The sequence below is a fragment of the Bacillus sp. 205(2023) genome (assembly GCF_037027485.1).
GTDB classification, from domain to species: domain Bacteria; phylum Bacillota; class Bacilli; order Bacillales; family Bacillaceae; genus Bacillus; species Bacillus halotolerans.
The window spans coordinates 84,411-111,299 of record NZ_JAXCHF010000003.1 but is presented as its reverse complement, the minus strand read 5'-3'; the positions used below and the strand labels follow the sequence as shown (position 1 = coordinate 111,299).

27 protein-coding genes, 1 pseudogene and 2 riboswitches are annotated in these 26,889 nt (G+C 45.2%); of the genes and pseudogenes, 21 read left to right on the top strand and 7 right to left on the bottom strand.

The annotated features are described in order from the left end of the window. Positions 1-15: 15 nt before the first annotated feature. The 5 genes from dppE (at position 16) to WA325_RS10845 (ending at position 5,676) form a co-directional block, all read left to right on the top strand. Positions 16-1,647, top strand: coding sequence for a dipeptide ABC transporter substrate-binding protein DppE (dppE, locus tag WA325_RS10865; RefSeq protein WP_202853679.1), 1,632 nt, complete (start codon positions 16-18; stop codon positions 1,645-1,647). A gap of 107 nt (positions 1,648-1,754) precedes the next feature. Continuing rightward, the gene (locus WA325_RS10860; protein ID WP_024121105.1) at positions 1,755-2,690 is read left to right on the top strand and encodes a S66 peptidase family protein; all 936 of its coding nucleotides are present in this window, start codon (positions 1,755-1,757) and stop codon (positions 2,688-2,690) included. Between the two features lie 2 nt (positions 2,691-2,692). Next, complete coding sequence (gene ykfB / locus WA325_RS10855) at positions 2,693-3,793, top strand: L-Ala-D/L-Glu epimerase (RefSeq protein ID WP_336183611.1); 1,101 nt, start codon at positions 2,693-2,695, stop codon at positions 3,791-3,793. After that, the gene (locus WA325_RS10850; protein ID WP_336183610.1) at positions 3,790-4,680 is read left to right on the top strand and encodes a C40 family peptidase; all 891 of its coding nucleotides are present in this window, start codon (positions 3,790-3,792) and stop codon (positions 4,678-4,680) included. Before ykfB ends, WA325_RS10850 begins: the two co-directional genes overlap by 4 nt. A 12-nt stretch (positions 4,681-4,692) precedes the next feature. Then, positions 4,693-5,676 (top strand): ABC transporter ATP-binding protein, encoded by a 984-nt coding sequence (locus WA325_RS10845; RefSeq protein WP_101865257.1) that lies wholly within the window; start codon positions 4,693-4,695, stop codon positions 5,674-5,676. A 38-nt stretch (positions 5,677-5,714) separates the two neighbouring features. On the opposite strand, the gene pgl is transcribed toward WA325_RS10845, so the two are convergent. Next, complete coding sequence (gene pgl / locus WA325_RS10840) at positions 5,715-6,764, bottom strand: 6-phosphogluconolactonase (RefSeq protein ID WP_185848037.1); 1,050 nt, start codon at positions 6,762-6,764, stop codon at positions 5,715-5,717. 89 nt (positions 6,765-6,853) lie between these two features. Continuing rightward, positions 6,854-7,714 carry a dimethylarginine dimethylaminohydrolase family protein gene (locus WA325_RS10835; RefSeq protein WP_336183609.1) on the bottom strand — a complete coding sequence of 287 codons (861 nt, stop codon included), beginning with the start codon at positions 7,712-7,714 and terminating at the stop codon, positions 6,854-6,856. Between the two features lie 188 nt (positions 7,715-7,902). On the opposite strand from WA325_RS10835, the gene WA325_RS10830 reads away from it, so the two are divergent. Both WA325_RS10830 and hmpA read left to right on the top strand, forming a co-directional pair. Next, a complete protein-coding gene (locus tag WA325_RS10830) occupies positions 7,903-8,421 on the top strand; it encodes an acyl-CoA thioesterase (RefSeq protein ID WP_010333945.1) in 519 nt (172 codons plus the stop codon). Positions 8,422-8,673: 252 nt separating this feature from the next. Next, positions 8,674-9,876 (top strand): NO-inducible flavohemoprotein, encoded by a 1,203-nt coding sequence (hmpA, locus tag WA325_RS10825; protein ID WP_202853684.1) that lies wholly within the window; start codon positions 8,674-8,676, stop codon positions 9,874-9,876. Between the two features lie 73 nt (positions 9,877-9,949). On the opposite strand, the gene WA325_RS10820 is transcribed toward hmpA, so the two are convergent. After that, entirely contained in the window at positions 9,950-10,174 is a 225-nt protein-coding gene (locus WA325_RS10820) for a hypothetical protein (protein ID WP_105953620.1), read from the bottom strand. A 157-nt stretch (positions 10,175-10,331) separates the two neighbouring features. Here WA325_RS10820 and WA325_RS10815 point away from each other — a divergent pair, with 157 nt between their 5' ends. The 9 genes from WA325_RS10815 to WA325_RS10775 all read left to right on the top strand — a co-directional run bounded on the left by WA325_RS10815 (position 10,332) and on the right by WA325_RS10775 (position 17,335). Continuing rightward, the gene (locus tag WA325_RS10815; protein WP_336183608.1) at positions 10,332-11,063 is read left to right on the top strand and encodes a DUF421 domain-containing protein; all 732 of its coding nucleotides are present in this window, start codon (positions 10,332-10,334) and stop codon (positions 11,061-11,063) included. A gap of 112 nt (positions 11,064-11,175) precedes the next feature. Beyond that, a complete protein-coding gene (locus WA325_RS10810; RefSeq protein ID WP_336183607.1) occupies positions 11,176-11,703 on the top strand; it encodes a DinB family protein in 528 nt (175 codons plus the stop codon). Then, positions 11,693-12,208 carry a GNAT family N-acetyltransferase gene (locus WA325_RS10805; RefSeq protein WP_105953617.1) on the top strand — a complete coding sequence of 172 codons (516 nt, stop codon included), beginning with the start codon at positions 11,693-11,695 and terminating at the stop codon, positions 12,206-12,208. The genes WA325_RS10810 and WA325_RS10805 overlap by 11 nt, the downstream gene beginning before the upstream one ends. A 32-nt stretch (positions 12,209-12,240) precedes the next feature. Then, positions 12,241-12,353, top strand: a riboswitch (guanidine-I (ykkC/yxkD leader). Between the two features lie 82 nt (positions 12,354-12,435). Continuing rightward, a complete protein-coding gene (locus WA325_RS10800; RefSeq protein ID WP_105953616.1) occupies positions 12,436-12,774 on the top strand; it encodes a DMT family transporter in 339 nt (112 codons plus the stop codon). Continuing rightward, positions 12,774-13,091 (top strand): DMT family transporter, encoded by a 318-nt coding sequence (locus WA325_RS10795; protein ID WP_059292921.1) that lies wholly within the window; start codon positions 12,774-12,776, stop codon positions 13,089-13,091. The genes WA325_RS10800 and WA325_RS10795 overlap by 1 nt, the downstream gene beginning before the upstream one ends. Positions 13,092-13,161: 70 nt before the next feature. Continuing rightward, the gene (gene purU / locus WA325_RS10790) at positions 13,162-14,064 is read left to right on the top strand and encodes a formyltetrahydrofolate deformylase (protein ID WP_024121117.1); all 903 of its coding nucleotides are present in this window, start codon (positions 13,162-13,164) and stop codon (positions 14,062-14,064) included. Positions 14,065-14,425: 361 nt separating this feature from the next. After that, positions 14,426-15,523: a glutamate 5-kinase gene (gene proB, locus WA325_RS10785; protein WP_336183606.1), complete on the top strand. Its 1,098-nt coding sequence runs from the start codon at positions 14,426-14,428 to the stop codon at positions 15,521-15,523. An 11-nt stretch (positions 15,524-15,534) separates the two neighbouring features. Continuing rightward, entirely contained in the window at positions 15,535-16,782 is a 1,248-nt protein-coding gene (proA, locus tag WA325_RS10780; protein WP_202853686.1) for a glutamate-5-semialdehyde dehydrogenase, read from the top strand. Positions 16,783-16,909: 127 nt separating this feature from the next. Continuing rightward, complete coding sequence (locus WA325_RS10775; RefSeq protein WP_202853687.1) at positions 16,910-17,335, top strand: organic hydroperoxide resistance protein; 426 nt, start codon at positions 16,910-16,912, stop codon at positions 17,333-17,335. Between the two features lie 29 nt (positions 17,336-17,364). Here WA325_RS10775 and WA325_RS10770 read toward each other — a convergent pair whose 3' ends face one another. Continuing rightward, entirely contained in the window at positions 17,365-17,808 is a 444-nt protein-coding gene (locus WA325_RS10770) for a MarR family winged helix-turn-helix transcriptional regulator (protein WP_105953612.1), read from the bottom strand. 143 nt (positions 17,809-17,951) lie between these two features. Between WA325_RS10770 and WA325_RS10765 the strand changes: the two genes are divergently transcribed. Both WA325_RS10765 and WA325_RS10760 read left to right on the top strand, forming a co-directional pair. After that, on the top strand, positions 17,952-18,362 hold the full coding sequence (locus tag WA325_RS10765) for an organic hydroperoxide resistance protein (protein WP_024121122.1): 411 nt from the start codon (positions 17,952-17,954) through the stop codon (positions 18,360-18,362). A 119-nt stretch (positions 18,363-18,481) separates the two neighbouring features. Continuing rightward, on the top strand, positions 18,482-19,585 hold the full coding sequence (locus tag WA325_RS10760) for a glycosyltransferase (RefSeq protein WP_336183604.1): 1,104 nt from the start codon (positions 18,482-18,484) through the stop codon (positions 19,583-19,585). 4 nt (positions 19,586-19,589) lie between these two features. Here WA325_RS10760 and WA325_RS10755 read toward each other — a convergent pair whose 3' ends face one another. Next, positions 19,590-20,060 (bottom strand): nucleoside deaminase, encoded by a 471-nt coding sequence (locus tag WA325_RS10755; protein WP_105953609.1) that lies wholly within the window; start codon positions 20,058-20,060, stop codon positions 19,590-19,592. Positions 20,061-20,190: 130 nt separating this feature from the next. On the opposite strand from WA325_RS10755, the gene WA325_RS10750 reads away from it, so the two are divergent. Then, complete coding sequence (locus WA325_RS10750; RefSeq protein WP_198097758.1) at positions 20,191-20,817, top strand: histidine phosphatase family protein; 627 nt, start codon at positions 20,191-20,193, stop codon at positions 20,815-20,817. Between the two features lie 37 nt (positions 20,818-20,854). Here WA325_RS10750 and metE read toward each other — a convergent pair whose 3' ends face one another. Beyond that, a complete protein-coding gene (gene metE, locus WA325_RS10745; RefSeq protein WP_336183603.1) occupies positions 20,855-23,143 on the bottom strand; it encodes a 5-methyltetrahydropteroyltriglutamate--homocysteine S-methyltransferase in 2,289 nt (762 codons plus the stop codon). A gap of 128 nt (positions 23,144-23,271) precedes the next feature. Continuing rightward, positions 23,272-23,427: riboswitch (SAM riboswitch) on the bottom strand. A gap of 131 nt (positions 23,428-23,558) precedes the next feature. Next, positions 23,559-24,518: a serine protease Isp gene (gene isp, locus WA325_RS10740; protein ID WP_024121126.1), complete on the bottom strand. Its 960-nt coding sequence runs from the start codon at positions 24,516-24,518 to the stop codon at positions 23,559-23,561. A gap of 222 nt (positions 24,519-24,740) precedes the next feature. On the opposite strand from isp, the gene rsbRB reads away from it, so the two are divergent. Next, on the top strand, positions 24,741-25,574 hold the full coding sequence (rsbRB, locus tag WA325_RS10735) for an RsbT co-antagonist RsbRB (protein WP_044156176.1): 834 nt from the start codon (positions 24,741-24,743) through the stop codon (positions 25,572-25,574). Between the two features lie 116 nt (positions 25,575-25,690). Then, positions 25,691-26,889 (top strand): annotated as a pseudogene (locus WA325_RS10730) (IS3 family transposase).

Sequence of the window (26,889 nt, the reverse complement as noted above, 5' to 3'; positions counted from 1 at the left end):
AAAAGGGGGAAGAGGATGAAGAGAGTGAAGAAGCTATGGGGAATGGGCCTTGCACTGGGACTTTCATTTGCGCTGATGGGATGTACAGCAAATGAGCAGGCTGGAAAAGAAAGCGGAGAAGATAAGGCAAAGACAAGCGGAGAAAAGGTACTGTACTTAAATAATGAAAATGAACCGACTTCGTTTGATCCGCCGATCGGTTTTAATAACGTGTCTTGGCAGCCGTTAAATAACATCATGGAAGGGTTAACGCGCCTCGGCAAAGACAATGAACCGGAGCCGGCGATGGCAGAGAAGTGGTCTGTGTCGAAAGACAAGAAAACGTACACATTTACGATTCGGGAAAATGCGAAATGGACGAACGGAGACCCTGTGACAGCCGGAGATTTTGAATACGCTTGGAAACGGATGCTTGACCCGAAAACAGGAGCTTCTTCCGCGTTTCTCGGTTATTTTATTGAAGGCGGCGAAGCCTATAACAGCGGAAAAGGGAAAAGAGACGATGTGAAGGTGACGGCAAAGGATGATCACACCCTTGAAGTGACGCTTGCCGCACCGCAAAAATATTTCCTGAGCGTGGTGTCAAACCCGGCGTATTTTCCGGTTAACGAAAAAGTCGACAAAGAAAATCCAAAATGGTTTGCTGAAGCCGATACATTTGTCGGCAACGGCCCGTTTAAACTGACGGAATGGAAGCATGATGACAGCATCACAATGGAAAAAAGCGATACGTACTGGGATAAAGAAACCGTGAAGCTTGACAAAGTGAAATGGGCAATGGTGAGTGACAGAAATACAGATTACCAAATGTTCCAGTCCGGTGAATTGGACACCGCATACGTACCGGCTGAGCTAAGTGACCAGCTGCTGGATCAAGAAAACGTGCACATCGTTGATCAGGCGGGTTTATACTTTTACCGCTTTAATGTCAATATGGAGCCGTTCCAAAATGAAAACATCAGAAAAGCCTTCGCAATGGCTGTTGATCAGAAGGAAATCGTAAAATATGTCACGAAAAACAATGAAAAACCGGCACACGCTTTTGTTTCGCCCGGGTTTACACAGCCTGACGGCAAGGACTTCCGGGAAGCGGGCGGAGACCTGATCACACCAAATGAAAACAAAGCGAAGCAGCTGCTGGAAAAAGGAATGAAGGAAGAGAAGTATGACAAGCTGCCTGCGGTCACGCTTACTTACAGTACGAAACCGGAGCATAAAAAGATTGCTGAAGCCATCCAGCAAAAATTGAAAAATACCCTTGGCGTCGATGTGAAGCTGGCCAACATGGAGTGGAACGTGTTTTTAGAGGAGCAAAAAGCGCTTAAGTTTCAATTCTCACAAAGCTCATTTCTGCCTGACTATGCGGACCCTATCAGTTTTCTGGAAGCCTTCCAAACAGGAAATTCGATGAACCGTACAGGCTGGACCAACAAAGAATATGATCAGCTGATGAAACAGGCGAAAAATGAAGCGGATGAAAAAACGCGTTTTTCACTCATGCATAAGGCGGAAAAGCTTCTCATCAATGAAGCGCCGATCATTCCGGTTTATTTCTATAATCAGGTCAATCTGCAAAACGAACATGTAAAGGACATCGTCCGGCACCCTGTCGGCTACATCGATTTAAAATGGGCCGATAAAAACTAACGCGGCGATTGAGAAAATACTGCTCTCTTTATGTGAAGGAGCGGTATTTTTTCTCTTATTTTCACGTATACGTAGGGTGCAGAGCAAATGAAGGGAGCTGATCGGAGTTGAATCACAAGCCGAACGCACTGAAAAAAGGCGATACAGTCGGTGTCATCGCACCTGCAAGCCCGCCTGATCCGAAAAAGCTTGAAACGGCGCTTTTGTTTTTAGAGGAACTCGGTCTTCAGGTAAAGCTGGGCAAGGCGCTGAAAAACCAGCACGGCTATTTAGCGGGACAGGATGATGAGCGGCTGGCTGATCTGCACGAGATGTTCAAAGACCAGGAGGTGAAAGCGGTGCTGTGCGCATGCGGAGGCTTTGGCACGGGACGGATCGCTTCAGGCATTGATTACAGCTTGCTCCGCAAACATCCTAAAATCTTTTGGGGATACAGTGATATTACGTTTTTACATACCGCCATCCATCAAAACACAGGCCTCGTCACTTTTCACGGGCCGATGCTCAGCTCAGATATAGGCCTGGAAGACGTTCATCCCCTGACAAAAGCGTCATATGAGCAGCTGTTTCAAGAGACAGTATTCACCTATACAGAAAAGCTTTCTCCGCTGACGGTGCTTGTTCCGGGAAAAGCGGAAGGAGAGCTTGTCGGCGGCAATCTTTCCTTGCTGTCATCGACACTCGGCACGCCGTTTGAAATTGATACGAGGGGAAAGCTCCTGTTTATTGAAGACATTGATGAAGAGCCGTATCAAATTGACCGGATGCTGAATCAGCTGAAAATGGCAGGGAAGCTGGCGGACGCAGCCGGTATTCTTGTTTGTGATTTTCATAACTGCATCCCGGTGAAGCGGGAGAAATCTTTGACACTTGAGCAGGTGCTCGAAGACTATATTGTGTCCGCCGGAAGGCCAGCTCTTAGAGGGTTTAAGATCGGCCACTGTTCGCCGAGTATTGCCGTTCCGATCGGTGCGCACGCTGCCATGGATACAGCCGAAAAAACGGTCGTCATTGAGGCGGGCGTTTCTGAAGGGGCGCTTTGAGTATGAAGATCACAAAAATAGACACGAAACGGGTCGCCGTGCCGCTGACAAAGCCGTTTAAAACGGCGCTTCGCACAGTGTATACGGCTGAATCTGTTATCGTAACGATCACTTATGATAATGGCGCAATCGGATGGGGAGAAGCGCCTCCGACGATTGTGATTACCGGAGACAGCATGGACAGTATTGAAAGTGCGATTCACAACGTCTTAAAGCCGGCACTGCTTGGAAGAAGACTGTCCGGCTGCGAGGCCATTCTGCATGACATCCAGCATCTTCTGGAAGGGAATCAAAGCGCAAAAGCAGCTGTAGAAATGGCTGTATACGACGGCTGGGCGCAGATGAGCGGACAGCCGCTTTACCAAATGCTCGGCGGAAATCGAAGCACACTTGAAACGGACTACACCGTCAGTGTGAACTCGCCTGAAGAGATGGCGGCGGATGCAGAGAGCTTTCTTAAACAAGGCTTTCAAACGCTAAAAATAAAGGTTGGCAGAGATGACATTGAGACAGATATCTCCCGTATTCAAGAAATCAGAAAGCGTGTCGGGCCTGGGGTAAAGCTCCGTTTGGATGCCAATCAGGGATGGGTGCCGAAAGAAGCGGTAACGGCCATTCGGAAAATGGAGGATGCCGGCCTGGACATTGAGCTTGTCGAGCAGCCTGTCCATAAGGATGATCTTGCCGGGCTCAAGAAAGTTACGGATGCAACAGACACCCCAATCATGGCTGATGAAAGTGTATTTACTCCGCGACAGGCATTCGAAGTCCTTCAAACCCGCAGCGCCGATCTGATCAATATTAAATTGATGAAGGCAGGAGGAATCAGCGGTGCAGAGAAAATCAATGCCATGGCTGAGATTTGCGGGGTGGAGTGCATGGTTGGCAGCATGATCGAAACAAAGCTTGGCATAACAGCTGCGGCGCATTTCGCGGCAAGCAAAAAAAACATTACCCGCTTTGATTTTGACGCCCCGCTCATGCTGAAAACGGATTTGATCAAGGGCGGAATTATTTACAGCGGCAGCACGATTACGATGCCTGACAAACCTGGTCTTGGCATTACCGGAGTCGTGCATCAGAAAGGAGGGATGGAGACATGAACCATACAGTAATATCAGCAGTTGCCAACGTATGGACAGCACCTGATACACCTCGTCCATTTGATCAAACAATGCTCGATCAAACCGTGTCGATCAGAGAATGGCTGAAGAGCATGACCTATGATCAGCGGCTTGGGTTATGTACAGATAATGTGATCCAGACGCAGGTTCTCTTTGGCGAGGAGGTACTGGTCACGGCAGAACAGGATGAATGGGTGTCTGTCGTTGTGCCCGGCCAGTCATCCCACAAGGATAAACGCGGATATCCGGGCTGGATGAAAAAGAACCAGCTGAAAAACACAAATCTCCCACAATCGAATCACACCGTGGCGATCAGCAAACCAACAGCTTTTTTGTATGGGGATACCGGAGATAAGGAAATTGAACTGAGCTTCTTAACTGCTCTGCCGCTGATTGAAGAAGAGGATGGCTTTTTCAAGGTAGCGACTCCTTTTGGAGATAGGCTCCTGCGACAAACTGATGCGGCGCTTGTTCGGAATAAGAAAGGAACGGCGGAAGACATCATTCAGACAGGGGCAAGTTTTCTCGGGCTTCCTTATTTATGGGGAGGTATAAGCGGGTTTGGATTTGACTGCTCTGGTTTTATGTACAGCGTATTTAAAGCAAATGGATACAGGATTCCCCGTGATGCGGGAGACCAGGCGAAAACAGGGGAGGAAGTGCCGCTTCACGACATCAATGCCGGTGATCTGCTGTTTTTTGCATATGAGGAAGGAAAAGGAGCAATTCATCACGTTGGCCTGTCCATAGGAGACGGAAAAATGCTCCATTCTCCTAAAACAGGGAAATCGATCGAAATCATCACGCTGAAAGATACAGGATATGAAAAAGAGCTTTGTGCGGCACGCCGCTGTTTTTCAGAATGAGGAGGGAGACACATGACACCACTGCTAGAGGTCAGTCAGCTGAAAATGCATTTTGACGCAGGGAAAAAGCGAACAGTCAAAGCGGTCGACGGGGTAACCTTCCAGATTCATGAGGGGGAGACGTTCGGGCTTGTCGGAGAATCCGGCTGCGGGAAATCAACCTTGGGAAGAGTGCTGATGCGTCTTTACCATCCCACGGAAGGAAGCGTCAAATACCGCGGAACAAATCTTCACGCCCTCAGTGAGAAAGAGCAGTTTGCCTATAACCGCAAACTGCAGATGATTTTTCAAGACCCTTATGCATCGCTCAATCCGCGGATGACCGTTCGAGAAATCATTCTAGAGCCGATGGAAATTCACAATCTTTACAATACCCATAAAGCGCGGCTTCTCGTTGTGGACGAGCTGCTGGAGGCAGTGGGGCTTCACCCGGATTTCGGCAGCCGTTACCCGCATGAATTCAGCGGCGGCCAAAGGCAGAGAATCGGGATTGCCAGAGCGCTTTCATTGAATCCGGAGTTTATCGTAGCGGACGAACCGATTTCTGCGCTTGATGTGTCGGTTCAGGCGCAAGTGGTCAACCTGCTGAAGCGGCTTCAAAAAGAAAAAGGGCTCACATTCCTGTTTATTGCCCATGATTTATCGATGGTAAAGCATATCAGCGACAGGATCGGCGTTATGTACTTAGGCCACATGATGGAAATTACAGATAGCGGCACATTGTATCGTGAACCGCTGCACCCGTATACGAAGGCGCTGCTGTCCTCGATTCCGATTCCGGACCCTGAATTAGAGGACAAGCGTGAGCGCATCATTTTAAAAGGGGAGCTGCCGAGTCCGGTACATCCGCCGAGCGGCTGTGTGTTTCGGACGCGCTGCCCGGAGGCGATGCCTGAATGCGGAGAATCACGCCCTTTGCTTCAAGAAATCGAAGCCGGCCGTTTCGTTGCCTGCCATTTATATCGAAATGCTGAAACGAAAGAAAAGGTAAGATAAACAAAAAGCTGGCTCCGTTGTTGGGAGCCAGCTTTCTTTTATGATTGCTGTAAAAATTTCACGCACACCGGATAAGGGACAGAAACGGTTGAAGGAAGCAGCGTCAGCCGGCCTGTCTCTGTGTCTCTTTCAAACAATACGAGATTGCCTGTTTCTTCATTTGAAGCAACGAGGAAGGTCTCCGTTGGATCCAGCACAAAGTCACGAGGCCAGTTTCCTTCAGTCGATACTCTTTCCACAAATGCTAGCTCGCCTGAATATTGATTCACTTCAAACACAGCGATGCTGTCATGGCCGCGGTTTGCAACGTAAACAAAACGACCATCCTGAGTGACGTGAATGGCGCTTCCTTGGCTGTTATCTGTGAAATCATCAGGGATGGCAGAGACGACTTGAAGTTCTCTGAATTCGCCGGCTGTCGGATTGTATTCAAGCGCAATCACTTCATTGCTTAATTCTGTCATGACATATGCGTATTTTTCTTTCGGGTGAAAAGCGATATGACGAGGGCCTGCACCGGGAGCGAAGGAATGGCTTCCGGATTCAGTTAATTCACCGTCTTTCAGCTTATAGGTGTACAGTTTATCTGTTCCTAAGTCAACCGCTACGACATAATTATGTTCAGGTGTAAAGCCCGCATAGTGTGTATGCGGCTTTTCCTGTCTTTCATGAGGACCCTTTCCTGTATGGGCGGCTTCTGAAGCGGGAGATTGCAAACCTCCGTCTTGTTGAACCGGAAAAGCGTGTACCTTCCCGCTGTGATAGTTGGCTGTCAATACGAATTGCTGATGATCATCGACGCTCACGTGGCATGGCGATGGGCCATCGATTAACTGATGATTCAGAAATGTTAATTCGCCGCTGTTTTTATCGATTTTATAGGCAGCAATACCGCCTTTACCGTCTGCTTTTTCAATTGAATAAAGAATCGTGTTGTCTTTATTCGGCGTCACATATGTGGGGTTTCCCAGCTTTGCGGCAAGCTTTGGCTCGCTGAGAGTTTTTTTCTCAGTATCCAGCTCGAATGAATAAATGCCTTCACTTCCGCCTTTTGTATATGTTCCGACATATCCTATGTACTTTGTCATGCGATTTCCCCCTTAAAAATGATGTCATCTCTATATTAACGTATCTTAAACAAATACGCTGTTCAAAACATGAAAAAGGGGAATATTCTTCATTCGCCTCGAATGAGCGGCATTGTACAGCATCTGAAGGAACCGCCTGATTTGATAATTTCTGACAAGTCAATTTCGATGATGTGGTAGCCTCTTTTGGATAATTCACGATTCACATGACGATTGCCCGGCAGGCTGATGATGGTTTTTCTGCCGATAGACAGGACGTTGGTGCCAAGTGTAAATTGTTCGTTTTCGGGTACCTCAATGAGATTATAACGCTCTGCCAGCATATCGACTTCCTGCAGCGGAAGGGCTTCAGAGTAGATTAATGCTTCGCTTTCAGAAATGATATTAAATACGCAGTCCAGATGCAGAAATTTTTCATGGAGCGGAACTGGGATGATGGTGTATTCAGGAAGCTCTTCTTGCAGCTGGCCGACCGCTGAGATGTCCGTGCGCTGGCTGATTCCGACATAAACGGTATCGCCATCTATGACGACGTCCCCGCCTTCAATGCTAGTATCCAGCATCCGGGTATAAGGAATCCCTTGATTGTGGAAAAATTCTTTTATCACAGCTTCTTCCCCTTGGCGAATGGGCTCAGTCATGCTGGAAAGAAAGGCTTTTTCCCCGATGACAAAACCGATATCCCGGGTAAATACCTGCTCAGGCAGTCCGTGCTGAACAGGCAAAAGGATGACCTCAATGCTGTGTGACCTGAGCTCTTCTACTAAGCGTTCGTGCTGGTCTTTGGCGGTTTTGACCTGAATATTGTCATCTTCAAAATGTTTTTGGGTTTCATTAATAACGTCCTTAATTGTCATATGCTCGGGTTTGCATAAAATAACTTTCTTCAAGGTGTCATATTCTGTTTGGCATACCGTTTTGTTCTGATGTTTTGGAATGGATACATCCATTTGTTTCTCCTCCTGACCGTGTGAAGAATACGTATATTATTCCCTCGTCAGTCAAATCATTAAACATTTAAGAAAGAAAACCTGACAGACAAATCATTTTAAATTTTAGACAAATGGATGAGAATATTGTTTAATAGGAGAATATGAGTGCATTTACTAATCGATCAGACATCAAAGGGGAGAAAGGTATGGAAGCACAGGAAACAAAATTTTGTAAAGAGTCAAAGGTTGTGAAAACCAGCAGGGTATTCCCTCTCGATACGAACAATCATAATACGCTGTTTGGCGGAAAACTGATGAGTTATATCGATGATATTGCCTCTATTTCCGCAGCGCGCCATTGCAGACGTGATACGGTAACGGCTTCGATGGACTCTGTCGATTTTCTGAAACCGATCGGGCAAAGGGAGTCTGTCTGCTTGGAATCATATGTAACTTGGGTCGGCACATCTTCCATGGAGGTGTTTGTGAAAGTCATCAAAGAGCATCTGATGACTGGTGAACGGGAGCTCGCCGCGACATCCTTTTTGACCTTTGTCGCATTAGACTCAAACGGCAAGCCGGTGCCTGTGCCGAGAGTTGTACCGGAAACAGAAGAGGAAATCATGCTGCATAACACAGCGGTTCAGCGTGCCAGTGAACGGAAAAACCGAAAAAAACACAGTCAGGCGCTGGCAAATGCGCTTGGAACAGACAAGCCTTGGTAAAACATGAAACCCAAAACATACGTTGTTTTGGGTTTTTTTGTGCCTTCCATTATTTCGCTGTTAATGGTGATCATTACAGAGGTTAGTCCGTTTTTGCTAGGGGATTCTATAAAAAAGCAACAATTGTCACGTTAAATTGATAATTTTGTGACAACTTTATTAAAGATTCATTTTAAATATATCTTTTAAAGGCAAGATCATGTATTTTAAAGATATATTTTAAATACATCTTTTCGGAAGGGTTGTTAAACGATGTTAGATAACAAAACAATCGAAATCATAAAAAGCACTGTACCAGTATTACAGCAGCACGGAGAATCCATTACAGGACGTTTTTACGACCTCATGTTCCAAGATCATCCTGAGCTTTTAAACATTTTTAATCAAACAAACCAAAAGAAAAAAACACAGCGTACCGCCCTGGCGAATGCCGTTATTGCAGCTGCAGCCAATATTGACCAGCTTGGCAATATCATTCCGGTCGTCAAACAAATCGGCCATAAACACCGCAGTATCGGTATTAAGCCTGAACATTATCCGATTGTCGGCAAATATTTGCTGATTGCGATTAAAGATGTTTTGGGAGATGCAGCGACCCCTGACATTATGCAGGCGTGGGAGAAAGCGTATGGAATTATAGCTGACGCTTTTATCGGAATTGAAGAAGAAATGTATGAACAAGCGGAACACCAAACTGGCGGATGGAAGGAGTATAAGCCTTTCATCGTTGCGAAAAAAGTGCGTGAAAGCAAAGAAATAACATCCTTCTATTTGAAACCGGAAGACGGCAAGCCGTTACCTGAATTTCAAGCAGGGCAGTATATCAGCATCAAAGTCCGGATTCCTGATTCTGAATATACGCATATCCGTCAATACAGCTTGTCTGATATGCCGGGAAAAGACTATTATCGAATTTCAGTTAAGAAAGACGGTGCTGTGTCTTCTTATTTACACGAAGGGCTGCATGAGGGGGATTCATTAGAAATCAGCGCGCCGGCAGGAGATTTTGTTTTAGATTCTTCATCCCGCAAAGATCTCGTTCTGCTTAGTGCCGGAGTTGGTATCACACCGATGATCAGCATGCTGAAAACGTCTGTTTCCAAACACCCTGAGCGGCAGATTCTGTTTATCCATGCCGCGAAAAATAGTGAATACCACGCGTTGCGCGATGAAGCAGAAGAGGCAGCAGAGCATTCTTCTGTTAAAACGGCATTTGTGTATCGCGAGCCGACAGAAGAAGACCGCGCGGGTGACATTCAATTTCATGAAGGTCAAATTGACCAGCAGTTCCTCAAAAACCTGATCGCCAATACAGATGCGGATTATTATATTTGCGGTTCACCGTCATTTATCACTCAAATGCATAAGCTTGTATCGGAACTCGGATCAGCGCCAGAGTCTATTCATTACGAACTGTTTGGTCCTCAATTAAGCATCGCACAGTCCATTTCTTAATACACACAGCTCTTCTCTTATATGAGAAGGGTTTTTTTTAGGAAAATAGAAGAAGGCGGACGAGCGCCTTCTTCTACATCCGCACAATGACTGATCCGCCTCCATTTGTGCATACGCGATTTTGCTGCTCTTGAATCGCTCTCAACAATTCATTGTTCACCTCGATGGCTCTGATCAAATGCTCCATTTTAAGCTCTAAACCGGCCAGCCTGTCAGCTGTATGGTATGGCTGATAGGCTGCGGATTTTGACTGTATGCTTTCATATTGCCAGTTGGCACTCTTATGCTGATGTTTCATGCTGTCCCTCCAATAACATGACTTTCTACTATGTTATGTGCCTGCATTCTGCACGTTCGCCTATTTGGATGCTGGATGAAGAGGTAAGATATGCATAGCGTTTCAGTTACAGGGAACAATATATTCATTATGACTAGCGGATGGAGGGCAATGATCAGTGTTATGGATGGTATGGGCATTTTTACTCAAGCCTGTTATCGTGTTTTCGATTGCGTATATTTTGTTTCGGCTTGCCGGAAAAAAAGCCGTGTCACAAATGAACAATTTTGATTTGCTTTTGACCTTTGCAATCGGAACCATCATCAGTGAGCCGATCCTCACATCCAAGCTGCCGATGTCTATTTATTACGCAGGCGCCTTTTTATTGCTTTATCTTCTGATGAGCAAGCTTGCTCTTTCTAATAAGTGGAGATGGCTGCTGGTGGTCAGTCCGACAGTGTTAATCCGGAACGGGGATATCGATGAGCGTGGACTCAAAAAAGAGAGGCTGACCGTCAATGAGCTGCTCGGAAAACTGAGAGAAAAGGGCTATGCTGATCCGGCTGATATTGATCTTGCCATCATTGAAGAAACGGGAGAAGTAAGCGTGATCCCGACAGAAGAAGCGAGAGCAGTCCAGGTGCGGGATTTGAATATGGAGGCTGAACGGAACTTTATCCCGATTCCCCTCATATTGGACGGCGAGATCCTTGATCACAATTTGAAGTACCTTCAAAAAGACCGAAGCTGGCTGTTTGAAAAACTTAAGGAAAAAGGGCACAGCCCAAAACAGCTGTCTTTGGTCACGCTCGGCACGTTAAATGACCGCGGTGACATCTCACTCGATTTGAATACATCCGACGACGCGCACCATGATCCGTATTTGTACAAGCCTGGAAATAACAATTAAATGTGCTGCCGACATTCTTTGGCGCTTTTTTGATAGATTAGATTGTGCCTTCTGCAAAGGAAATGTTCCCCCTTACGTCAAAATGTACTCATAGGTAAGGAGGGAATGGAACATGAGGGACTTATTCATTAGAAAAGACATGGCGCCGACAGTCAGTCTGCTGTATTCCGCAGTGGAAGAAAACAGCCTCCGTCTGGCATCCATTGTTAGCCGCATGACTCACAGAGAGCTATATTATAAGGGGTGCTGTCAAACAAAAAACAGCACGGCACAGCTGCTGCAGCATATCGCAAATGTTGATATCAGATGGGTGTGGCGCATAAAGGAGAATCGGGTCCCTGAACATATTGAAGACATTTACGGCCCGATGACAGATGAAAGCGGACGATTGCCCGAACCAAAGAATCAGCCGGGGTTAGAAGAACTTTTGACAAGACATCAACATGTCGTAAACGAGCTGAAATCGGTATGTAAGACCTTGACCGAGAACGATTTGCATCAAACGCTTTCTTACGAGGGTGACAAGGCAACAGTAAGATGGGGGATATGGCATATGGCGGATCATAATCGCTATCATCAAGCTCATATTGAAGCCCTTAAAAAAGAATGGAAGCAGGATATGATCAAAAATGGGCGCTGAAACGAAGCTTGTGACCAAACGGATTCGTTTGCGCTGTATGGAGGACCGGGATCAAGAATCTTTACTTGAGCTTTTCAGCGACCCTGAAGTGATGAAATATTATTCCGGTTTAAAAGATAAACGGCAAACCCGCGAGTGGATCGCTTGGAACAAAAGAAATGAAAAAGGGTACCGGGTCAGTCTCTGGATCGCCGAAGACATACAGACGGGGGATTTTTTAGGCCAATGCGGAATCGTGCCTCAGCAAACCGAAAATGAAACGGCAATGGAAATCGGCTATATGTTTGCCCGCCGGCACTGGGGAAACGGCTATGCGCAAGAAGCGGCCAAGGCCTGCCTGGACTATGGTTTCAAGGAGCGGCAGTACGGCAAAATTGCGGCTTTGATTGACCCGGATAACAAAGCGTCTTTACGGGTGGCAGAGAAAATCGGCATGCTTTACAGCCGGACGATCAGAAAATGGAATAAACCGATCGCTGTGTATGAAAGAAAATCTTACAATTGAAGACAGCGTCGAGGTGTAGTATCATAAGACCAGATAAAGTTTTCTAGGGTTCCGCATGTTAATTAACATGGACTGGTCCGAGAGAAAACACATATGCGCATCATAACAGCGCATATGCACACGGAGGGAAAAAAGCCCGGGAGAGTCAAGCTCATTATGAGTCGACTGTCCGGGGTTTTTTTGTTTTCGGAGAATTTTATTGCATAAATAGAAAGGAATGATGTGATATGAAATGGGGATTGGTTGTGCTAGCCGCCGTGTTTGAGGTTGTTTGGGTTGTGGGCTTAAAGCATGCTGACTCAGTCTTAACATGGAGCGGCACTGCCGTCGGTATCATAGTTAGCTTTTATTTGTTAATGCGGGCGACAGCCAGCCTGCCGGTCGGTACCGTATACGCCGTCTTTACAGGTCTTGGCACGGCAGGAACGGTGATGTGTGAAATGTTTCTGTTTCACGAACCGGTCGGTTTGCCGAAGCTTTTGTTAATCGGCGTGCTCTTAATCGGTGTGATCGGATTGAAGCTTGTGACACAGGATGAGGCTGATGAAAAAGGAGGCGAGGCATAATGCTTCATTGGATCAGTTTATTAGGCGCGGGATTTTTGGAAATGGCAGGCGTCGCACTTATGAATCAATTTGCGAAAGAAAAAAGCGCGAAATGGGTGGTGCTGATCATTATCGGTTTTGCCGCCTCATTTTCCTTATTATCATTTGCTATGGAAACCATTCCGATGGGCACCGCTTACGCCGTTTGGACAGGAATCGGCACCGCGGGCGGGGCGCTTATCGGCATTCTCTTTTACAATGAGCCGAAAGACGCCAAACGGATCTTCTTTATCGCTCTAATCTTGTGCTCAGCCGTCGGTTTAAAAATTCTGTCATAAATTGATTTTTATCAAATCTTCAGTATAATGGATAATTAGTTTAGACTTACAAAGATAAGAGGGATTATTCATGAAATCATATATGACCCAGCGGTTAAATGAATACCGTGACGGAAATGAAGATAAAGGGCGCCTCTTGGTCAGCTGTCCTGATCAGCCGGGTATTGTTGCTGCGGTTTCTGCGTTTTTATTAGAACATGGCGCCAATATTATTGAATCCAATCAATATACGACAGATCCTGAAGGCGGGCGTTTTTTCCTGAGAATTGACTTCGACTGTGAGGGCATTCAGGAGAAAAAAGAAAAACTCCAGGACGCGTTTTCGTCTATTGCGGATACATTCGACATGACGTGGAGCTTAACGATGGCCAGCGAGCTGAAGCGTGTCGCTATTTTTGTATCAAAGGAGCTTCACTGTCTGCATGAGCTCATTTGGGAATGGCAAACAGGCAATCTCATGGCGGAAATCGCGGTTGTCATCAGCAACCATGAAGATGCGAGAGACCTAGTTGAACCGCTGAACATTCCATTCCACTATTTAAAAGCGAACAAAGATATCAGAGCGGAAGTTGAGAAACAGCAGCTTGAACTGCTGGAGCAATATGATATTGATGTGATCGTTCTTGCTCGCTACATGCAGATCTTAACGCCTGATTTTGTGTCGGCTCATCCGAATCGAATCATCAATATCCACCATTCCTTCCTGCCTGCTTTTATCGGTGCCAATCCGTATAAACGAGCTTATGAGCGGGGGGTCAAATTGATTGGCGCAACTTCTCACTATGTCACAAATGACCTTGATGAAGGGCCGATCATTGAACAGGACATTGAGCGTGTTGACCACCGCGACAATGCCGACGCGCTGAAAAATATCGGCAGAACGATTGAACGCAGCGTTCTTGCCCGCGCTGTGAAATGGCACCTGGAAGACCGCGTCATCGTTCACGAAAATAAAACCATTGTCTTTAACTAGACTGCCAGACGCCCGCGCAATGCGGGCTTTTTTGATGTGGAAAAAACCTTGACAAGAGGCTTTTTTCTTTGCATAATATAAAAAAATCATTGAGCGTTGAAGAGGATTAGTAAGCAGACCTTTCTGTGACAGAGAGCAAAATGAGTGGCTGAAACATTTTGCCGCATGAAACCTGCCGAACCTGCCTTGGAGTCTTAGGGGGAAAACCTAGGCGCATAACCTGGCGTTACAGGGAAGCGGAACGTGCTGAAGTGCGTTCAAACAAGGTGGTACCACGGAAACCCATTTCGTCCTTATTAATGAGGATGAAATGGGTTTTTTTATTGTAAGTTGGCTGGCGAAGAGCCGCGGAGGAGAATAAATGAAAAAACAAAGAATAGTAGTGAAGATAGGAAGCAGTTCGCTTACAAATAGCAAAGGAAGCATTGATGAGGTAAAAATCAGAGAACACGTTCAGGCAATTTCTCTTTTGAAAAAAGCGGGGCATGAAATGATTTTGATTACCTCGGGAGCAGTAGCGGCGGGGTTTTCCAGTCTCGGTTATCCGTCCCGTCCTGTTACCCTCAAGGGAAAGCAGGCGGCAGCCGCGGTCGGACAAACACTGTTAATGCAGCAATACATGAATCAATTTAAACAATACTCACTTACCCCGGGACAAATCCTTTTGACGAGAAATGATTTTTCGAAGAGAGAGCGGTATCGAAACGCGTATGCAACGATTATGGAATTGCTGGAGCGCGGTGTTATCCCGGTTATTAATGAAAATGATTCTACGTCTGTTGAAGAATTGACTTTTGGCGACAATGATATGCTCTCTGCTTTGGTCAGCGGATTAATTCATGCAGACCAGCTCATGATCCTGACTGACATTAACGGGCTGTATGATGCCAATCCAAATGGAAATCCTGATGCGAAACGATTTGATTATTTGCCGGAGATCACCCCTGAATTGCTGGGTTACGCGGGTTCAGCCGGATCAAAGGTCGGCACGGGCGGTATGAAATCAAAGCTGTTAGCTGCACAAACCGCACTGTCTCTTGGGGTCAAAGTGTTCATCGGAACAGGCAGCGGCGAACAAAAGCTGGCGGATATTTTAAACGGCAGGGGAGATGGGACTTATATCGGCGACAAGGAGCTATCCTCAGTCAACAATACGAGACAATGGATTCAATTCCACTCGCCGATATCAGGGGAAATCGTCATTGACGCGGGTGCCGAAGAGGCGATGGTTCATAACGGAAGCAGTCTTTTACCGGCTGGCGTAGTGGGCGTGAACGGAAGCTTTCCAAAAGGGGCTGTCGTGGAAGTCCGGGGACCGGGCGGTGTGATCGGCAAAGGCCAGACCCATTATTCATCTGAGGAGATTATGGAGGCAAAAGGCAAACGAAGCAATGAGCTTGATTTTGACAAAACGTTTGAGGTCATTCACAGGAATGACTGGGTCAACTTAAAAGACTAGGGGGCGGAAAAATGAGTGAAGTTTCTGTAAAAGCGAAGCTGGCGAAAGAAGCAGCAGCTGAAATGATGATGAAAACAACGGCTGAAAAAAATGAGGCGCTCAGTCTCATTGCAAATGGACTCCGTAAAGAATTGGATTTTCTCTTATCGGAAAATGCAAAAGACATTGAGAACGGAAAAGCAAATGGGTTAACACCCGATGTCATTGACCGTCTCACGCTGGATGAGAAACGCATACGCGACATCGCGGACGCGGTAGAGCTATTGATTGATCTGGCTGACCCAGTCGGCGAATCTCTTGAAACAATTGAAAAAGAGAACGGCCTGTTTATTGAAAAAATCCGTGTGCCGCTCGGTGTTGCCGGAATGATTTACGAGGCGAGGCCAAACGTCACAGTTGATGCGGCTACCCTCTGCCTGAAAACAGGAAATGCGGTTGTCCTGCGGGGGAGCTCCTCGGCCATTCACAGCAACAAAGCACTCGTCAGTGTTATTCACAGAGCGCTTGAGCAATCAGCGCTTCCAATCAACGCTGTGCAGCTGATTGAGGATACGAGCAGAGAGACAGCAAAAGAACTCTTTACGTTAAATGACGGATTGGATGTATTGATTCCGCGCGGAGGAAAAAAACTGATCGATCTCGTTGTAAGAGAATCAACAGTCCCGGTATTAGAAACCGGAGCCGGCAACTGTCATATTTTCATAGATGAAACGGCAAATCAGCAAATGGCTGAAAAGATTGTCATAAACGCCAAAACGCAGCGCCCTTCCGTGTGCAACGCGATTGAATCACTGCTGATCCACAAAGCGTGGGCAGAGCAGCACGGAAAAGAATTGCTGACGCATCTGGAAAAAGCGGGAGTCGAAATCCGCGGCGATGAATTCGTATGCGGGCTTCATTCTTCAAGCAAACAGGCGTCAGAAGAAGATTGGGGAACGGAATACTTAGGGCCTGTCATCAGTGTAAAGACAGTTGAAAGTGTACAGGAAGCTGTGCAGCATATCCAGAAATACGGCACTAATCATTCTGAAGCCATTTTAACTGAAAACGATCAGCATGCGGCTTACTTTCAAACGGCTGTAGACGCCGCCGCGGTCTATCATAACGCGTCGACCCGTTTTACCGATGGCTTTGAATTTGGCTACGGAGCAGAAATCGGCATCAGTACACAAAAGCTTCATGCAAGAGGACCGATGGGGCTTCCTGCATTAACTTCTACAAAATATATCATTAAAGGAACAGGACAAATTCGCGAATAGCACGATGTATTCTCTAAAAGGCTTATCTCTCAAGGAGGTAAGCTTTTTTTTTATAAATAAAAAATTGACACGTTAAATTTAATTGTGTACAATTTAATTGTGTAAAACAAAAGAGGAGGAATACAATATGAGTCAGCCATTATTTACAGCATCCGTTTCAGCGATAGGAGGAAGAGAAGGTAAAATTATTTCCTCAGACCGCGTTCTTGAGATGGATGTCGCAATGCCGGGTACTCCAAGAGCGAAACAGCTGGAAAAAGCGACAAATCCGGAGCAGCTGTTTGCGGCAGGCTATGCAGCATGTTTTGACAGCGCGCTTCAGCTGGTGGCAAGAAAAGAACGGCTGAAAATTGAAACTGAGGTTACAGCCCATGTGAGCCTTTTAAAAGATGAAGCAGATCAGGGCTTTAAACTGGGTGTGACGTTGCAGGTGAAAGGATCAGGAGTCAGTGCGCCAGAATTGAAAACACTCGTCCAAAAAGCGCACGGTGTCTGCCCTTATTCAAAAGCAACCTCCGGAAATATCGATGTCATATTGGAAGTCGCTGAATAAAAAATGAGGATGCCTCACATAGGGCATCCTCATTTTTTATGGTGCAGCGTTTCAAGCAATGTATATAGAGCTGATTTTAAGTGTTTCAATTCCTCGCCGGACTGGCCTGAGAGTGCCAGAATTGTTCCCGGAATATCAGCCGCTTTTTCTTTTAATAGCTTTCCGTTCTCTGTCAGGCTGATCATCACCGACCGCTCATCCTCTTCAGATCTTTTTCTTATAATCAATTCCTGCTGCTCCATCCGTTTCAGCATCGGTGTCAGCGTTCCGGAATCCAAATACAGAAGCTCGCCCATTTTTTTGACGGAAAGTGTTTCGTGTTCCCACAATAAAAGCAAAGCCAAATATTGAGGGTATGTCACATTCAGCTTTTCAAGCAGCGGCTTGTACTGCTTTGTCATCTCCCGCGAACTCGCATAAAGCAAAAAACAAAGCTGATTCTCCAATTTCATATGGTCAAATTCATTTTCCATCTGTGTTCACCAACTCTTTCTGACATTACATACTATTGTAGCTGAAAAACATCACTTTTCCTATTCTCGGCAAACAAAACATGTTTAAAAAGATTTGTATGGGAAATATAACAACTAAAGACAAATAAGGAGGCTGAAAACAAATGGCACTATTTACAGCAAAAGCCACCGCTCGCGGCGGACGTGCAGGACATATTCAATCAGATGACGGGGTACTCGATTTTGACATTGTCATGCCTAATGCAAAAAAAGAAGGACAAACCGGAACAAACCCGGAACAGCTCTTTGCCGCAGGCTATGCAGCATGCTTTGGCGGCGCGCTTGAACACGTGGCCAAAGAACAAAATATTGACATTGATTCAGAAATTGAAGGACAGGTCAGCCTCATGAAGGATGAAAGTGACGGCGGCTTTAAAATCGGAGTCACACTTGTCGTCAATACAAAGGGATTGGATCGGGATAAAGCCCAAGAGCTTGTCGAGGCTGCTCATGAATTTTGTCCTTATTCTAAAGCGACAAGAGGAAATGTTGATGTAAAATTGGAATTAAAATAATTTGCAGCATCCTGAGAGTTCTCAGGATGTTTTTTTGATATGAACGGATTGGTTATGATCTTTTCGAAGTGTGAATACATGTAGTATAGATGGATTCAGACTAGAGAAAAGGTGAGCGAATGAAAAGACCGAAGCTGTCAGTTTGTATGATTGTCAAAAATGAAGAACGTCATATTGTCCGCTGTTTAGAAAGTGTGCAGCATATTGCTGATGAAATCATTGTCGTTGATACCGGATCAAACGATCAAACAGTAGAAATTTGCAGAAGTTTTCATGCTCAGGTCTATCATCATCAATGGACACAGGATTATTCGCAGGCAAGAAACATCAGTTTACAGCATGCCAAGGGTGAGTGGATTTTGATTTTGGATGCAGATGAAGAGTTAGACGTGGATACGGGAAGCTTGCTGCGTTCACTGCTGAATGACTGCAGGCAGTCCCTTGGTTATGTAAATGTTATAAACTACACGGGAAAGCAATGGGATGAAAACGAAGCATTTGAACAAATGCAGATCAGGCTGATACGGAATCAGCGGAAGATAACGTTTAAGGGAAGAATTTGCGAAAAGCCCGTGGGTGAGGAGGCAAGAGGCGCTTTCTCTCTCCCTTGTGTTATTCACCATTACGGCTATCTGGAGCAGGAGGCAAAGTGTAAGCATAAACGTAATTTAAGCATATTGAATACAGAATTATTGACGTCATATGACGACCCGCTTCTCATTTATCAGAAAGCAGCTGAGTACGACAGAGGCGGTGAACAGAGCAAAGCCATCCGCCTGGCAATGAAGTGCATAAATGAATGTAACAGCAAAAAGCAAATTCCTCCCGCGGTTTTATATTATATCAAGTTTAAACTCTTCATTGATTTTGAACGGTATGAAGAAGCTGAGCGGGATATTGATGAAGCACTGCGGCATTATCCGGATTACAGCACCCTTTACTACTACAAAGGGATAATGAAGTATCAGCTTAAAAAAGTCAGAGAAGCGATTACAGCATTTGAATCCTGTCTGCAAACGCAAGGTGAAAACCATCAGTACGTACAGGTTAAAGGAGCCGCTGATTTTCGATCCCTTTGCTGGCTGGGCGTCTGTCACGCTGAATTGCATCAACATATGACAGCCGTTTTATATTTGCAAAAAGCGCTGAAAGCAAACCCGAGGTGTACTCAGGCACAGCAGCTGCTCAGTGAAGTAACAAAGGATCAGGCCGCACATGCCTGATCCTTTAATATTCTTTTTTATGGTCAACATCCCGCCATGCTTGAAACGGAGATAAATGTTCCGCGAGAGTCACGTGATAAAAAGGGATCGTTCTTTCTTCAGCAGGTTTATCGATTTCTTCATAAATGAATGAATCATCAAAACCGGCTTCAGCAGCATCTGTATGCTCAGCAGCATAGTAAACGGCTTTCGGGCGGGCCCAGTAGATGGCGCCTAAGCACATGGGGCAAGGCTCGCAGCTCGTATACAACATGCAGTCATCCAGCTGGTATGTCCCAAGCGCTTTACAGGCGTTTCGAATAGCAGTTACTTCCGCGTGGGCAGTCGGATCATTGCTTGTAGTGACGTTGTTCTGTCCTTCGGCTATAATGGCTCCGTCCTTCACGATAACGGCTCCGAAAGGCCCGCCGATTCCAGCAATCACTCCTTCACGAGCAAGCTCGACAGCCCGCTTTAAAAACGCTTCATGATTCATCCCATACCCTCCCAGTCGATCGAATGATATAAGTATAGCCGAAAAGAAGTGCAAAAAACATTCTCAAAAAAATGAAAAATAAACAAAATATTTGGGGGATTTGCTAAGATGAAAAAAGGGAGGGGAGCATATGCTGCATTTGTATATTGCCAGGCATGGACAGACACATTGGAACGTAGAAAAAAGGATGCAGGGCTGGCTGGATTCTGGTGTAACAGAACTTGGACTGTACAATGCCCGCGCTCTTGGAGAACGGCTGAAGGATATTAAATTCAATCAGGTTTACATCAGCCCGAGCAAGCGGACAGAAGAGACGGCAAAAGCTATATTGGGACCGCGCCGCCTGCCGCTGGTGAAAGATCGTATATTCAGAGAAATGTCGCTGGGGCCATGGGAAGGGAAAAAACAAGAGGATATTGAAAGAGACGAACCTGATCTTTTTCATGCTTATTTTCATCATCCTGAAGCATATCGCCAGCCGGGATGTGAAACGTTTTTTGACCTCGAAAGCCGGGCAAGGCTGGCTCTCCAATTGATTTTAGACAGCCATTCTTCAGGGAATATTCTTCTGGTTACCCATTCTGTCTTTATATTAATGCTGTTAAATATCATAAAGGGAAGAGGCATTCATGACATATGGAATTCTGCTTACATACATGATACGTCTTTGAGCCTTGTGGCATTTGATAAAAATGGAACAGCCAAAATACTAAAAGAAGGGGATGGGGAGCATCGAAAACCGATTCCCGTTTTCTAAAAGAAAAAACCATCTGCATTTGCAGATGGTTTTCGTATTATACAAGCTGTGTCTGCTTAGCTCTTGCCTGTTTCGCTGCTTCAACCATATTTTTTAAGGCTGCGACTGTTTCTTCCTGCTGTCTAGTTTTTAAACCGCAGTCAGGATTTACCCAGAAACGGTCAGTCGGACATACGGCAAGCGCATCAACGATAATGTTGTGCATTTCCTCAGTTGACGGGACACGGGGACTGTGAATGTCATAAACACCAAGACCGAGCCCTTTCAAATACGGATGGTCTTTTAAGTAATCCAAAAATCCTCCGTGGCTTCTGCTGTGTTCGATCGTAATGACATCAGCGTCAAGATCATTGATCGTATCGACGATGTCTTCGAAGTTGCTGTAGCACATATGTGTATGAATTTGTGTTTCATTTTTCACGGAAGAGGTTGTTAATCTGAATGCTTCGGCAGCCCAAGTCAAATACTCATCCCAATCACGGGTTTTTAACGGAAGGCCTTCACGCAGGGCTGGCTCATCGACTTGAATGATTTGAATGCCCGCGTCTTCAAGCGCTTTTACTTCTTTGCGGAGGGCGAGTCCGATTTGGAACGCGATTTCTTTTCTCGAGATATCGTTCCGAGGGAAAGACCAATTTAAAATCGTAACAGGACCTGTCAGCATTCCTTTTACATGCTTGGATGTTAACGATTGAGCGTATACAGTATCTTTCACTGTCATCGGTTCAATAAACTCTACATCTCCATAAATGACCGGCGGGCGTACACAGCGTGAACCGTATGATTGAACCCAGGCGTACTTCGTAAAGGCGAAGCCGGCCAGCTTTTCACCAAAGTATTCAACCATGTCTGTCCGTTCGAATTCACCGTGAACAAGAACATCAAGATCCAATTCCTCCTGAATATCAATCCATCTTTTCGTCTCCGCATTGATAAAGTTTTGGTATTGTTCATCAGACCACTCGTTTTTCCGCCATTTTTGGCGTACGCTGCGTACTTCAGCAGACTGCGGGAAGCTTCCGATTGTTGTTGTCGGCAAAAGCGGGAGTCCGAGAGATTCATTTTGCAGGGTTAAGCGTTCTTCAAACGGAATGGGGCGCTTGAAGTCTTTATCGCTTAATTGTTCCAGCTCTTGCTTTTGTTCAGAATTGGCTCCTGTTGCAAATTGTTTGAGCGCTTTGATGTCCGCTTTCGCTTGCTGAATTTGCTCACTGATGGCGGCTTTGCCTGATACTAAGCCTTCTTTTAAAGCTGTCAGCTCTGCCAGTTTTTCTTTCGCGTAGGACAATCCGTTCAGCAGATCTTGTTCCAAATGCTCATCTGGGTGTTTCGCTACCGGAACATGAAGGAGGCTGCTGGAAGGCTGAATCCACAATTCATCAACCTGTGCAATGCTGAGGATATGAAGCACGGCATCCAGGCGTTCTTCAAGATCCGCTTTCCAAATGTTGCGTCCGTCTATGACACCGGCTGCCAGCACTTTATCTTTCGGAAAGCCGTGTGTCTTAAGCTGTTCCAGGTTCCTGCCTTTATCATGAACGAAATCAAGCCCGATGCCATGTACAGGATAAGAAATAAGCTCCTCATAAGCATCAACAGAATCGAAATACGTTTGCAAAAGCACATTCAAGGAAGAAAGCTCATTTGTGATGCTCTCGAATAACTCTTTTACGCCGCGTACATCCTCAGCTGAAGCGGTGACAAGCGCAGGTTCATCAATTTGAACCCATTTTACGCCTTCTTCTTCAAGCTCTTTTAAAAGCTGTACATATAACGGCACGAGACGTTTTTGAATTGCTTTTGCTTCAGATGGCTCGTAGCCTTTTGCGAGCGTGACGAACGTATAAGGGCCGACGATAACAGGTTTTGTTTCAACGCCGTACTCCTGTTTGATTCGGCGGTAATCTTCAAGCTGTTTGTTTCTTGTCAGGCGGAACTCTAGGCTCTCGTCATATTCAGGCACGATGTAATGGTAGTTTGTATTAAACCATTTTGTCATTTCACTTGATACGGCGTCTTTTATTCCGCGGGCGATGGCGAAGTATGTATCTGTACTGTCAGTCAGGTGTCTGAAGCGTTGCGGGATCCAGTTGAAGCTGACTGCAGTGTCAAGAACATGATCATACTGTGTGAAATCAGAAACAGGCACAACATCAATCTGCTGGTCAATTTGCGTTTTCACTGCGGATAAGAATAATTCATCGATTTGCTTCAAAAACGTATCTTTATCGCTGTTTCCTTTCCAATACGCTTCAAGTGATTTTTTCCATTCTCTGTTCAGTCCGATTCTTGGAAATCCTAAATTTGATGTTTTGATTGTTGTCATTGTTTCTCCTCCTTTATATGTAAAACACTCTTGTTGACCCGCGGATACAGGCTGTTAAGAGGTTTTCTCACAACTAAAAAGCCTCTTTCCCATGAGAGAAAGAGGCTTTTTTGCAAAACATACAGCCTCTCTCATCTCTCAGAAACAATCTGATGGAATTAGCACCGTGCCTTAAGAGATATAAATCTCGGCGCGAAAATCAGTGCGCCCCATTTCACAATGGAATTACGGTCGGTTGCTGTTGGGGTCAAAAGGCCAATCCCTCGCCCAACTCTCGATAAGAGAAAATGTTATTAATTTTTTGAAAAGTTGAATCATTTGTTGGTAATCTTAACAGCAATTCAAATTCATTGTCAACAAAGATTTTGAATTTTTTTTTACAAATGACGGTATATATTATATGAGAAAAATATTATTATAGGGTCAGTAAATGTGACTGCTCTGCTTTCTCTGACAGCTCATCAGGAGCGGTTAAATACAGGAATCCATTCCCCGCCAATGTTTTTGCGATATCGAGCGGAAGTGTCCTGCGGATCAGCTGCGCATAAAGCTCAGATTCTGAAAGCTCTCTTTGAAAAGATTCTTCTTCAAAGCTTTTAATTAAAGCAAGCGCTCCGCTGACATGAGGGGCAGCCATTGAAGTGCCGGTAAGCTTCCCGTATTTCTTGTTGGGAAGAGTGGATAAAATGTTTTCTCCAGGTGCAACAAGATCAATCTCTTTGTTTGCGTTTGAAAATTCTGACGATTCACGCGCTACTGAAACAGATCCAACCGCAATTACATCATTATACGCAGCAGGATAGGAAAGCTCCTCTGTGCGTTCGTCGCCGTCACCTTCATTTCCCGCAGCACAAACGACTAACACTCCGTTTTTGACGGCGTTTTTGACCGCTTCCTCCAGTTCAGGCACATCGCTCGGTCCGCCAAGGGACATTGAGATGATATCAGCTTTTTGCTCAACAGCATAGTTAATGCCGTTAATAATCCATTCGTACTTTCCGCTGCCGTTTTCACCGCCAAGCACCTTTACAATTAAAAGGCTTGCCTCAGGCGCAACCCCGGCGATGCCGCCGTTTGAATCGTTAGCCGCAATCGTTCCGGCAACATGTGTGCCGTGTCCGTTGTAGTCGGAAATGGCATCTTCCTTGCCGCCGTCATCATCTGTGAAATTTTTTCCGCCGATGATTTGGTTTTTCAAATCGGGATGGCTCGTATCGCAGCCGGTGTCCAATACAGCAATTTTTACGTCTTTGCCTTTAACCCCTTTTGCCCACACTTCTGGCGCCTTAATCACTTTAATACCCTCAGGAAGCTCGTTCACATCCATGATCTGCTCATTCGTCACATACGGGATCAAGCGGATTTCACCATTCATAAAAAAGCCCTCCTTTTTTATGCTTGCAAGTGGATACAAGGGTGTTATCTCACATTATATGAAAAAAGCAGCCGCTCGGACAGAGTCGTTTGAAGCATTTTGAAAAAATAGGATACAATCCAATGGATTAGTAATTTTCAAAATAATGGATGTATCTAGCGTGTATGGCTGGGATTCAGCTGTCAGTCAAGTTATAATAGAAGTTGGGAAAGGAGCAGTGTGATGAAACTGAATGAAAAAATATTTGCGTTTTTTTCTGAGCATGTAGAACAAATGGCCGAGGAATGGATTGACACAATGGAGGAAAGCGATCCGAATTCGATTTATGCCTTACATAATGCAACTGTAACCGAGGAGCTGAAAGAGCAGGACAGAGAGTTCTACCGGCATCTGAATTACATGTATGTTTTACCGGAAAAACAATTTCTCGATGAATTTCAACAATGGGTTATTGAGCTGACGAATGATCAAAAACATCTCGATACCCCGGTGCAATACGTCATCCGTGAGTTTATGAGAAACCGAAGATTATATACGAAGTATTATGAGAAGTTCGCAGAAGAAAACGAGTCGGCATTTGGACCGGGAGAAAAACAAAAATGGGCCGATTTGATTGTGAAAGTTTTTGATTTTACCATTTATACATTCGTCGATCACGCTGAATCGAATGCAAAACAGCAATTAAATGCCCAGAGAGAAATGATACTGGAATTAAGCTCGCCTGTCATTACTCTGAGCAAAACGACAGCTCTGCTGCCGCTTGTCGGTGATATTGATACTGAACGGGCAAAGTTTATTCTTGAGAACACGCTTAATGCATGTGCGAAAAGACGCGTTGAGCATCTGTTGATCGATCTTTCAGGTGTCGTCGTTGTTGATACAATGGTGGCGCATCAAATCTTTAAACTGATTGAGGCGCTTACTTTAATCGGTGTCAGATCCACATTGTCTGGAATCAGACCAGAAATTGCGCAAACCGCTGTACAGCTTGGAATTGATTTTACGAACATTAATATTAAAACCAATCTTGCCCAAGCATTGAACTATCATCAATAATAAAAAAGCCGCTATTCAACGGGACTGACCCCATAAGATGAGACAAATAAAAAACACCTTCAAGTTTGAAAACGGATAGTAGTTATCCTTAAATAAGACTTGGAGGTGTTTTTTGTATGGGAATAAGAGTGAGTTATCCGATTGAAGTCAAACAGAAGGCTGTAGAAATGAGATTGGCAGGCGTGCCTATGAAAGAGATCATGCAGGAATTGAAAATCAAAAATAAGACGCAGGTTCAGACATGGGTTAGGTGGCATAAGGCTGGGGATACACATCGATTCGAACAGCCTGTTGGTAAGCAATACACTTACGGAAAAGGTCCGGAGTATGCTTCCGAATTAGAGAAACTGCAGGCAGAGAACCGTTATCTGAGACAACAAAATGAAGTTTTAAAAAAGTACAACGAATTGGAAAGGAAGTTGATAGCCAAACGTCAGTCGAACTTGTAGAAGTATTGCACGGCACAATGACCGTACAGAATATCTGTGTTCATTTAGGTATCTCACGAGCGTCTTATTATCGTTGGAAGAAGAACCTGATGAAAGATCATCCCAAGTGCCGTTTGGAAAAACAAATCGGCACGTTGTGCCGAGAGCACAAGTATCGATATGGATATCGAAAAATTACAGCTATATTAAAAAAGGAAATGCGTATTAACCATAAAACGGTTCAGCGTATCATGCAGAAAAATCAGTGGCAGTGCCGGGTTAAGGTGAAAAAGCGCAAGAAGAATGGGCAGCCATATGCCGTGGTTGATAATATATTAGATCGGAACTTTCAGTCTGATCATCCTCTTGAAAAACTAGTAACGGATATCACGTATTTGCCTTATGGACAGAAACAATTGTACCTTTCCAGTATATTGGATGTATAGAATGGAGAAGTAATTGCTTTCACGATTGGAGATAAGCAGGACACAGACTTTGTCTTAAACACACTTGATCAACTGCCAACACTGCCTCAGAACTGCGTGTTACATAGTGACCAAGGATCTGTGTATACATCTTATGAGTATCAGAAAGCTGTTAAAACAAAAGGCATTACCATGAGCATGTCCCGCAAAGGGACGCCCGCTGATAATGCCTCCATCGAATCGTTTCATTCCTCACTAAAGTCTGAAACGTTCTATCTTAACAGTATTGATCGAACCACGACCGCCATCGTAGAACGCACTGTCAAAGAATACATTTATTATTATAACAACATTCGTATTCAAACGAAACTAAACAGCCAATCACCGATAAGCTATCGGCAATTGGCTTATAAAAGGTGTTTTGATCCCTGTCTCAAAAACGGGGGTCAGTCCCCAACATAG

Excerpts from the sequence above, each read along its gene's own strand:
- dppE (WP_202853679.1), top strand. The coding sequence starts at position 16 with ATGAAGAGAGTGAAGAAGCTATGGGGAATGGGCCTTGCACTGGGACTT.
- ykfB (WP_336183611.1), top strand. The coding sequence starts at position 2,693 with ATGAAGATCACAAAAATAGACACGAAACGGGTCGCCGTGCCGCTGACA.
- WA325_RS10850 (WP_336183610.1), top strand. The coding sequence starts at position 3,790 with ATGAACCATACAGTAATATCAGCAGTTGCCAACGTATGGACAGCACCT.
- WA325_RS10845 (WP_101865257.1), top strand. The coding sequence starts at position 4,693 with ATGACACCACTGCTAGAGGTCAGTCAGCTGAAAATGCATTTTGACGCA.
- pgl (WP_185848037.1), bottom strand. The coding sequence starts at position 6,764 with ATGACAAAGTACATAGGATATGTCGGAACATATACAAAAGGCGGAAGT.
- WA325_RS10835 (WP_336183609.1), bottom strand. The coding sequence starts at position 7,714 with ATGGATGTATCCATTCCAAAACATCAGAACAAAACGGTATGCCAAACA.
- WA325_RS10830 (WP_010333945.1), top strand. The coding sequence starts at position 7,903 with ATGGAAGCACAGGAAACAAAATTTTGTAAAGAGTCAAAGGTTGTGAAA.
- hmpA (WP_202853684.1), top strand. The coding sequence starts at position 8,674 with ATGTTAGATAACAAAACAATCGAAATCATAAAAAGCACTGTACCAGTA.
- WA325_RS10820 (WP_105953620.1), bottom strand. The coding sequence starts at position 10,174 with ATGAAACATCAGCATAAGAGTGCCAACTGGCAATATGAAAGCATACAG.
- WA325_RS10810 (WP_336183607.1), top strand. The coding sequence starts at position 11,176 with ATGAGGGACTTATTCATTAGAAAAGACATGGCGCCGACAGTCAGTCTG.
- WA325_RS10805 (WP_105953617.1), top strand. The coding sequence starts at position 11,693 with ATGGGCGCTGAAACGAAGCTTGTGACCAAACGGATTCGTTTGCGCTGT.
- WA325_RS10800 (WP_105953616.1), top strand. The coding sequence starts at position 12,436 with ATGAAATGGGGATTGGTTGTGCTAGCCGCCGTGTTTGAGGTTGTTTGG.
- WA325_RS10795 (WP_059292921.1), top strand. The coding sequence starts at position 12,774 with ATGCTTCATTGGATCAGTTTATTAGGCGCGGGATTTTTGGAAATGGCA.
- purU (WP_024121117.1), top strand. The coding sequence starts at position 13,162 with ATGAAATCATATATGACCCAGCGGTTAAATGAATACCGTGACGGAAAT.
- proB (WP_336183606.1), top strand. The coding sequence starts at position 14,426 with ATGAAAAAACAAAGAATAGTAGTGAAGATAGGAAGCAGTTCGCTTACA.
- proA (WP_202853686.1), top strand. The coding sequence starts at position 15,535 with ATGAGTGAAGTTTCTGTAAAAGCGAAGCTGGCGAAAGAAGCAGCAGCT.
- WA325_RS10775 (WP_202853687.1), top strand. The coding sequence starts at position 16,910 with ATGAGTCAGCCATTATTTACAGCATCCGTTTCAGCGATAGGAGGAAGA.
- WA325_RS10770 (WP_105953612.1), bottom strand. The coding sequence starts at position 17,808 with ATGGAAAATGAATTTGACCATATGAAATTGGAGAATCAGCTTTGTTTT.
- WA325_RS10765 (WP_024121122.1), top strand. The coding sequence starts at position 17,952 with ATGGCACTATTTACAGCAAAAGCCACCGCTCGCGGCGGACGTGCAGGA.
- WA325_RS10760 (WP_336183604.1), top strand. The coding sequence starts at position 18,482 with ATGAAAAGACCGAAGCTGTCAGTTTGTATGATTGTCAAAAATGAAGAA.
- WA325_RS10755 (WP_105953609.1), bottom strand. The coding sequence starts at position 20,060 with ATGAATCATGAAGCGTTTTTAAAGCGGGCTGTCGAGCTTGCTCGTGAA.
- WA325_RS10750 (WP_198097758.1), top strand. The coding sequence starts at position 20,191 with ATGCTGCATTTGTATATTGCCAGGCATGGACAGACACATTGGAACGTA.
- metE (WP_336183603.1), bottom strand. The coding sequence starts at position 23,143 with ATGACAACAATCAAAACATCAAATTTAGGATTTCCAAGAATCGGACTG.
- isp (WP_024121126.1), bottom strand. The coding sequence starts at position 24,518 with ATGAATGGTGAAATCCGCTTGATCCCGTATGTGACGAATGAGCAGATC.
- rsbRB (WP_044156176.1), top strand. The coding sequence starts at position 24,741 with ATGAAACTGAATGAAAAAATATTTGCGTTTTTTTCTGAGCATGTAGAA.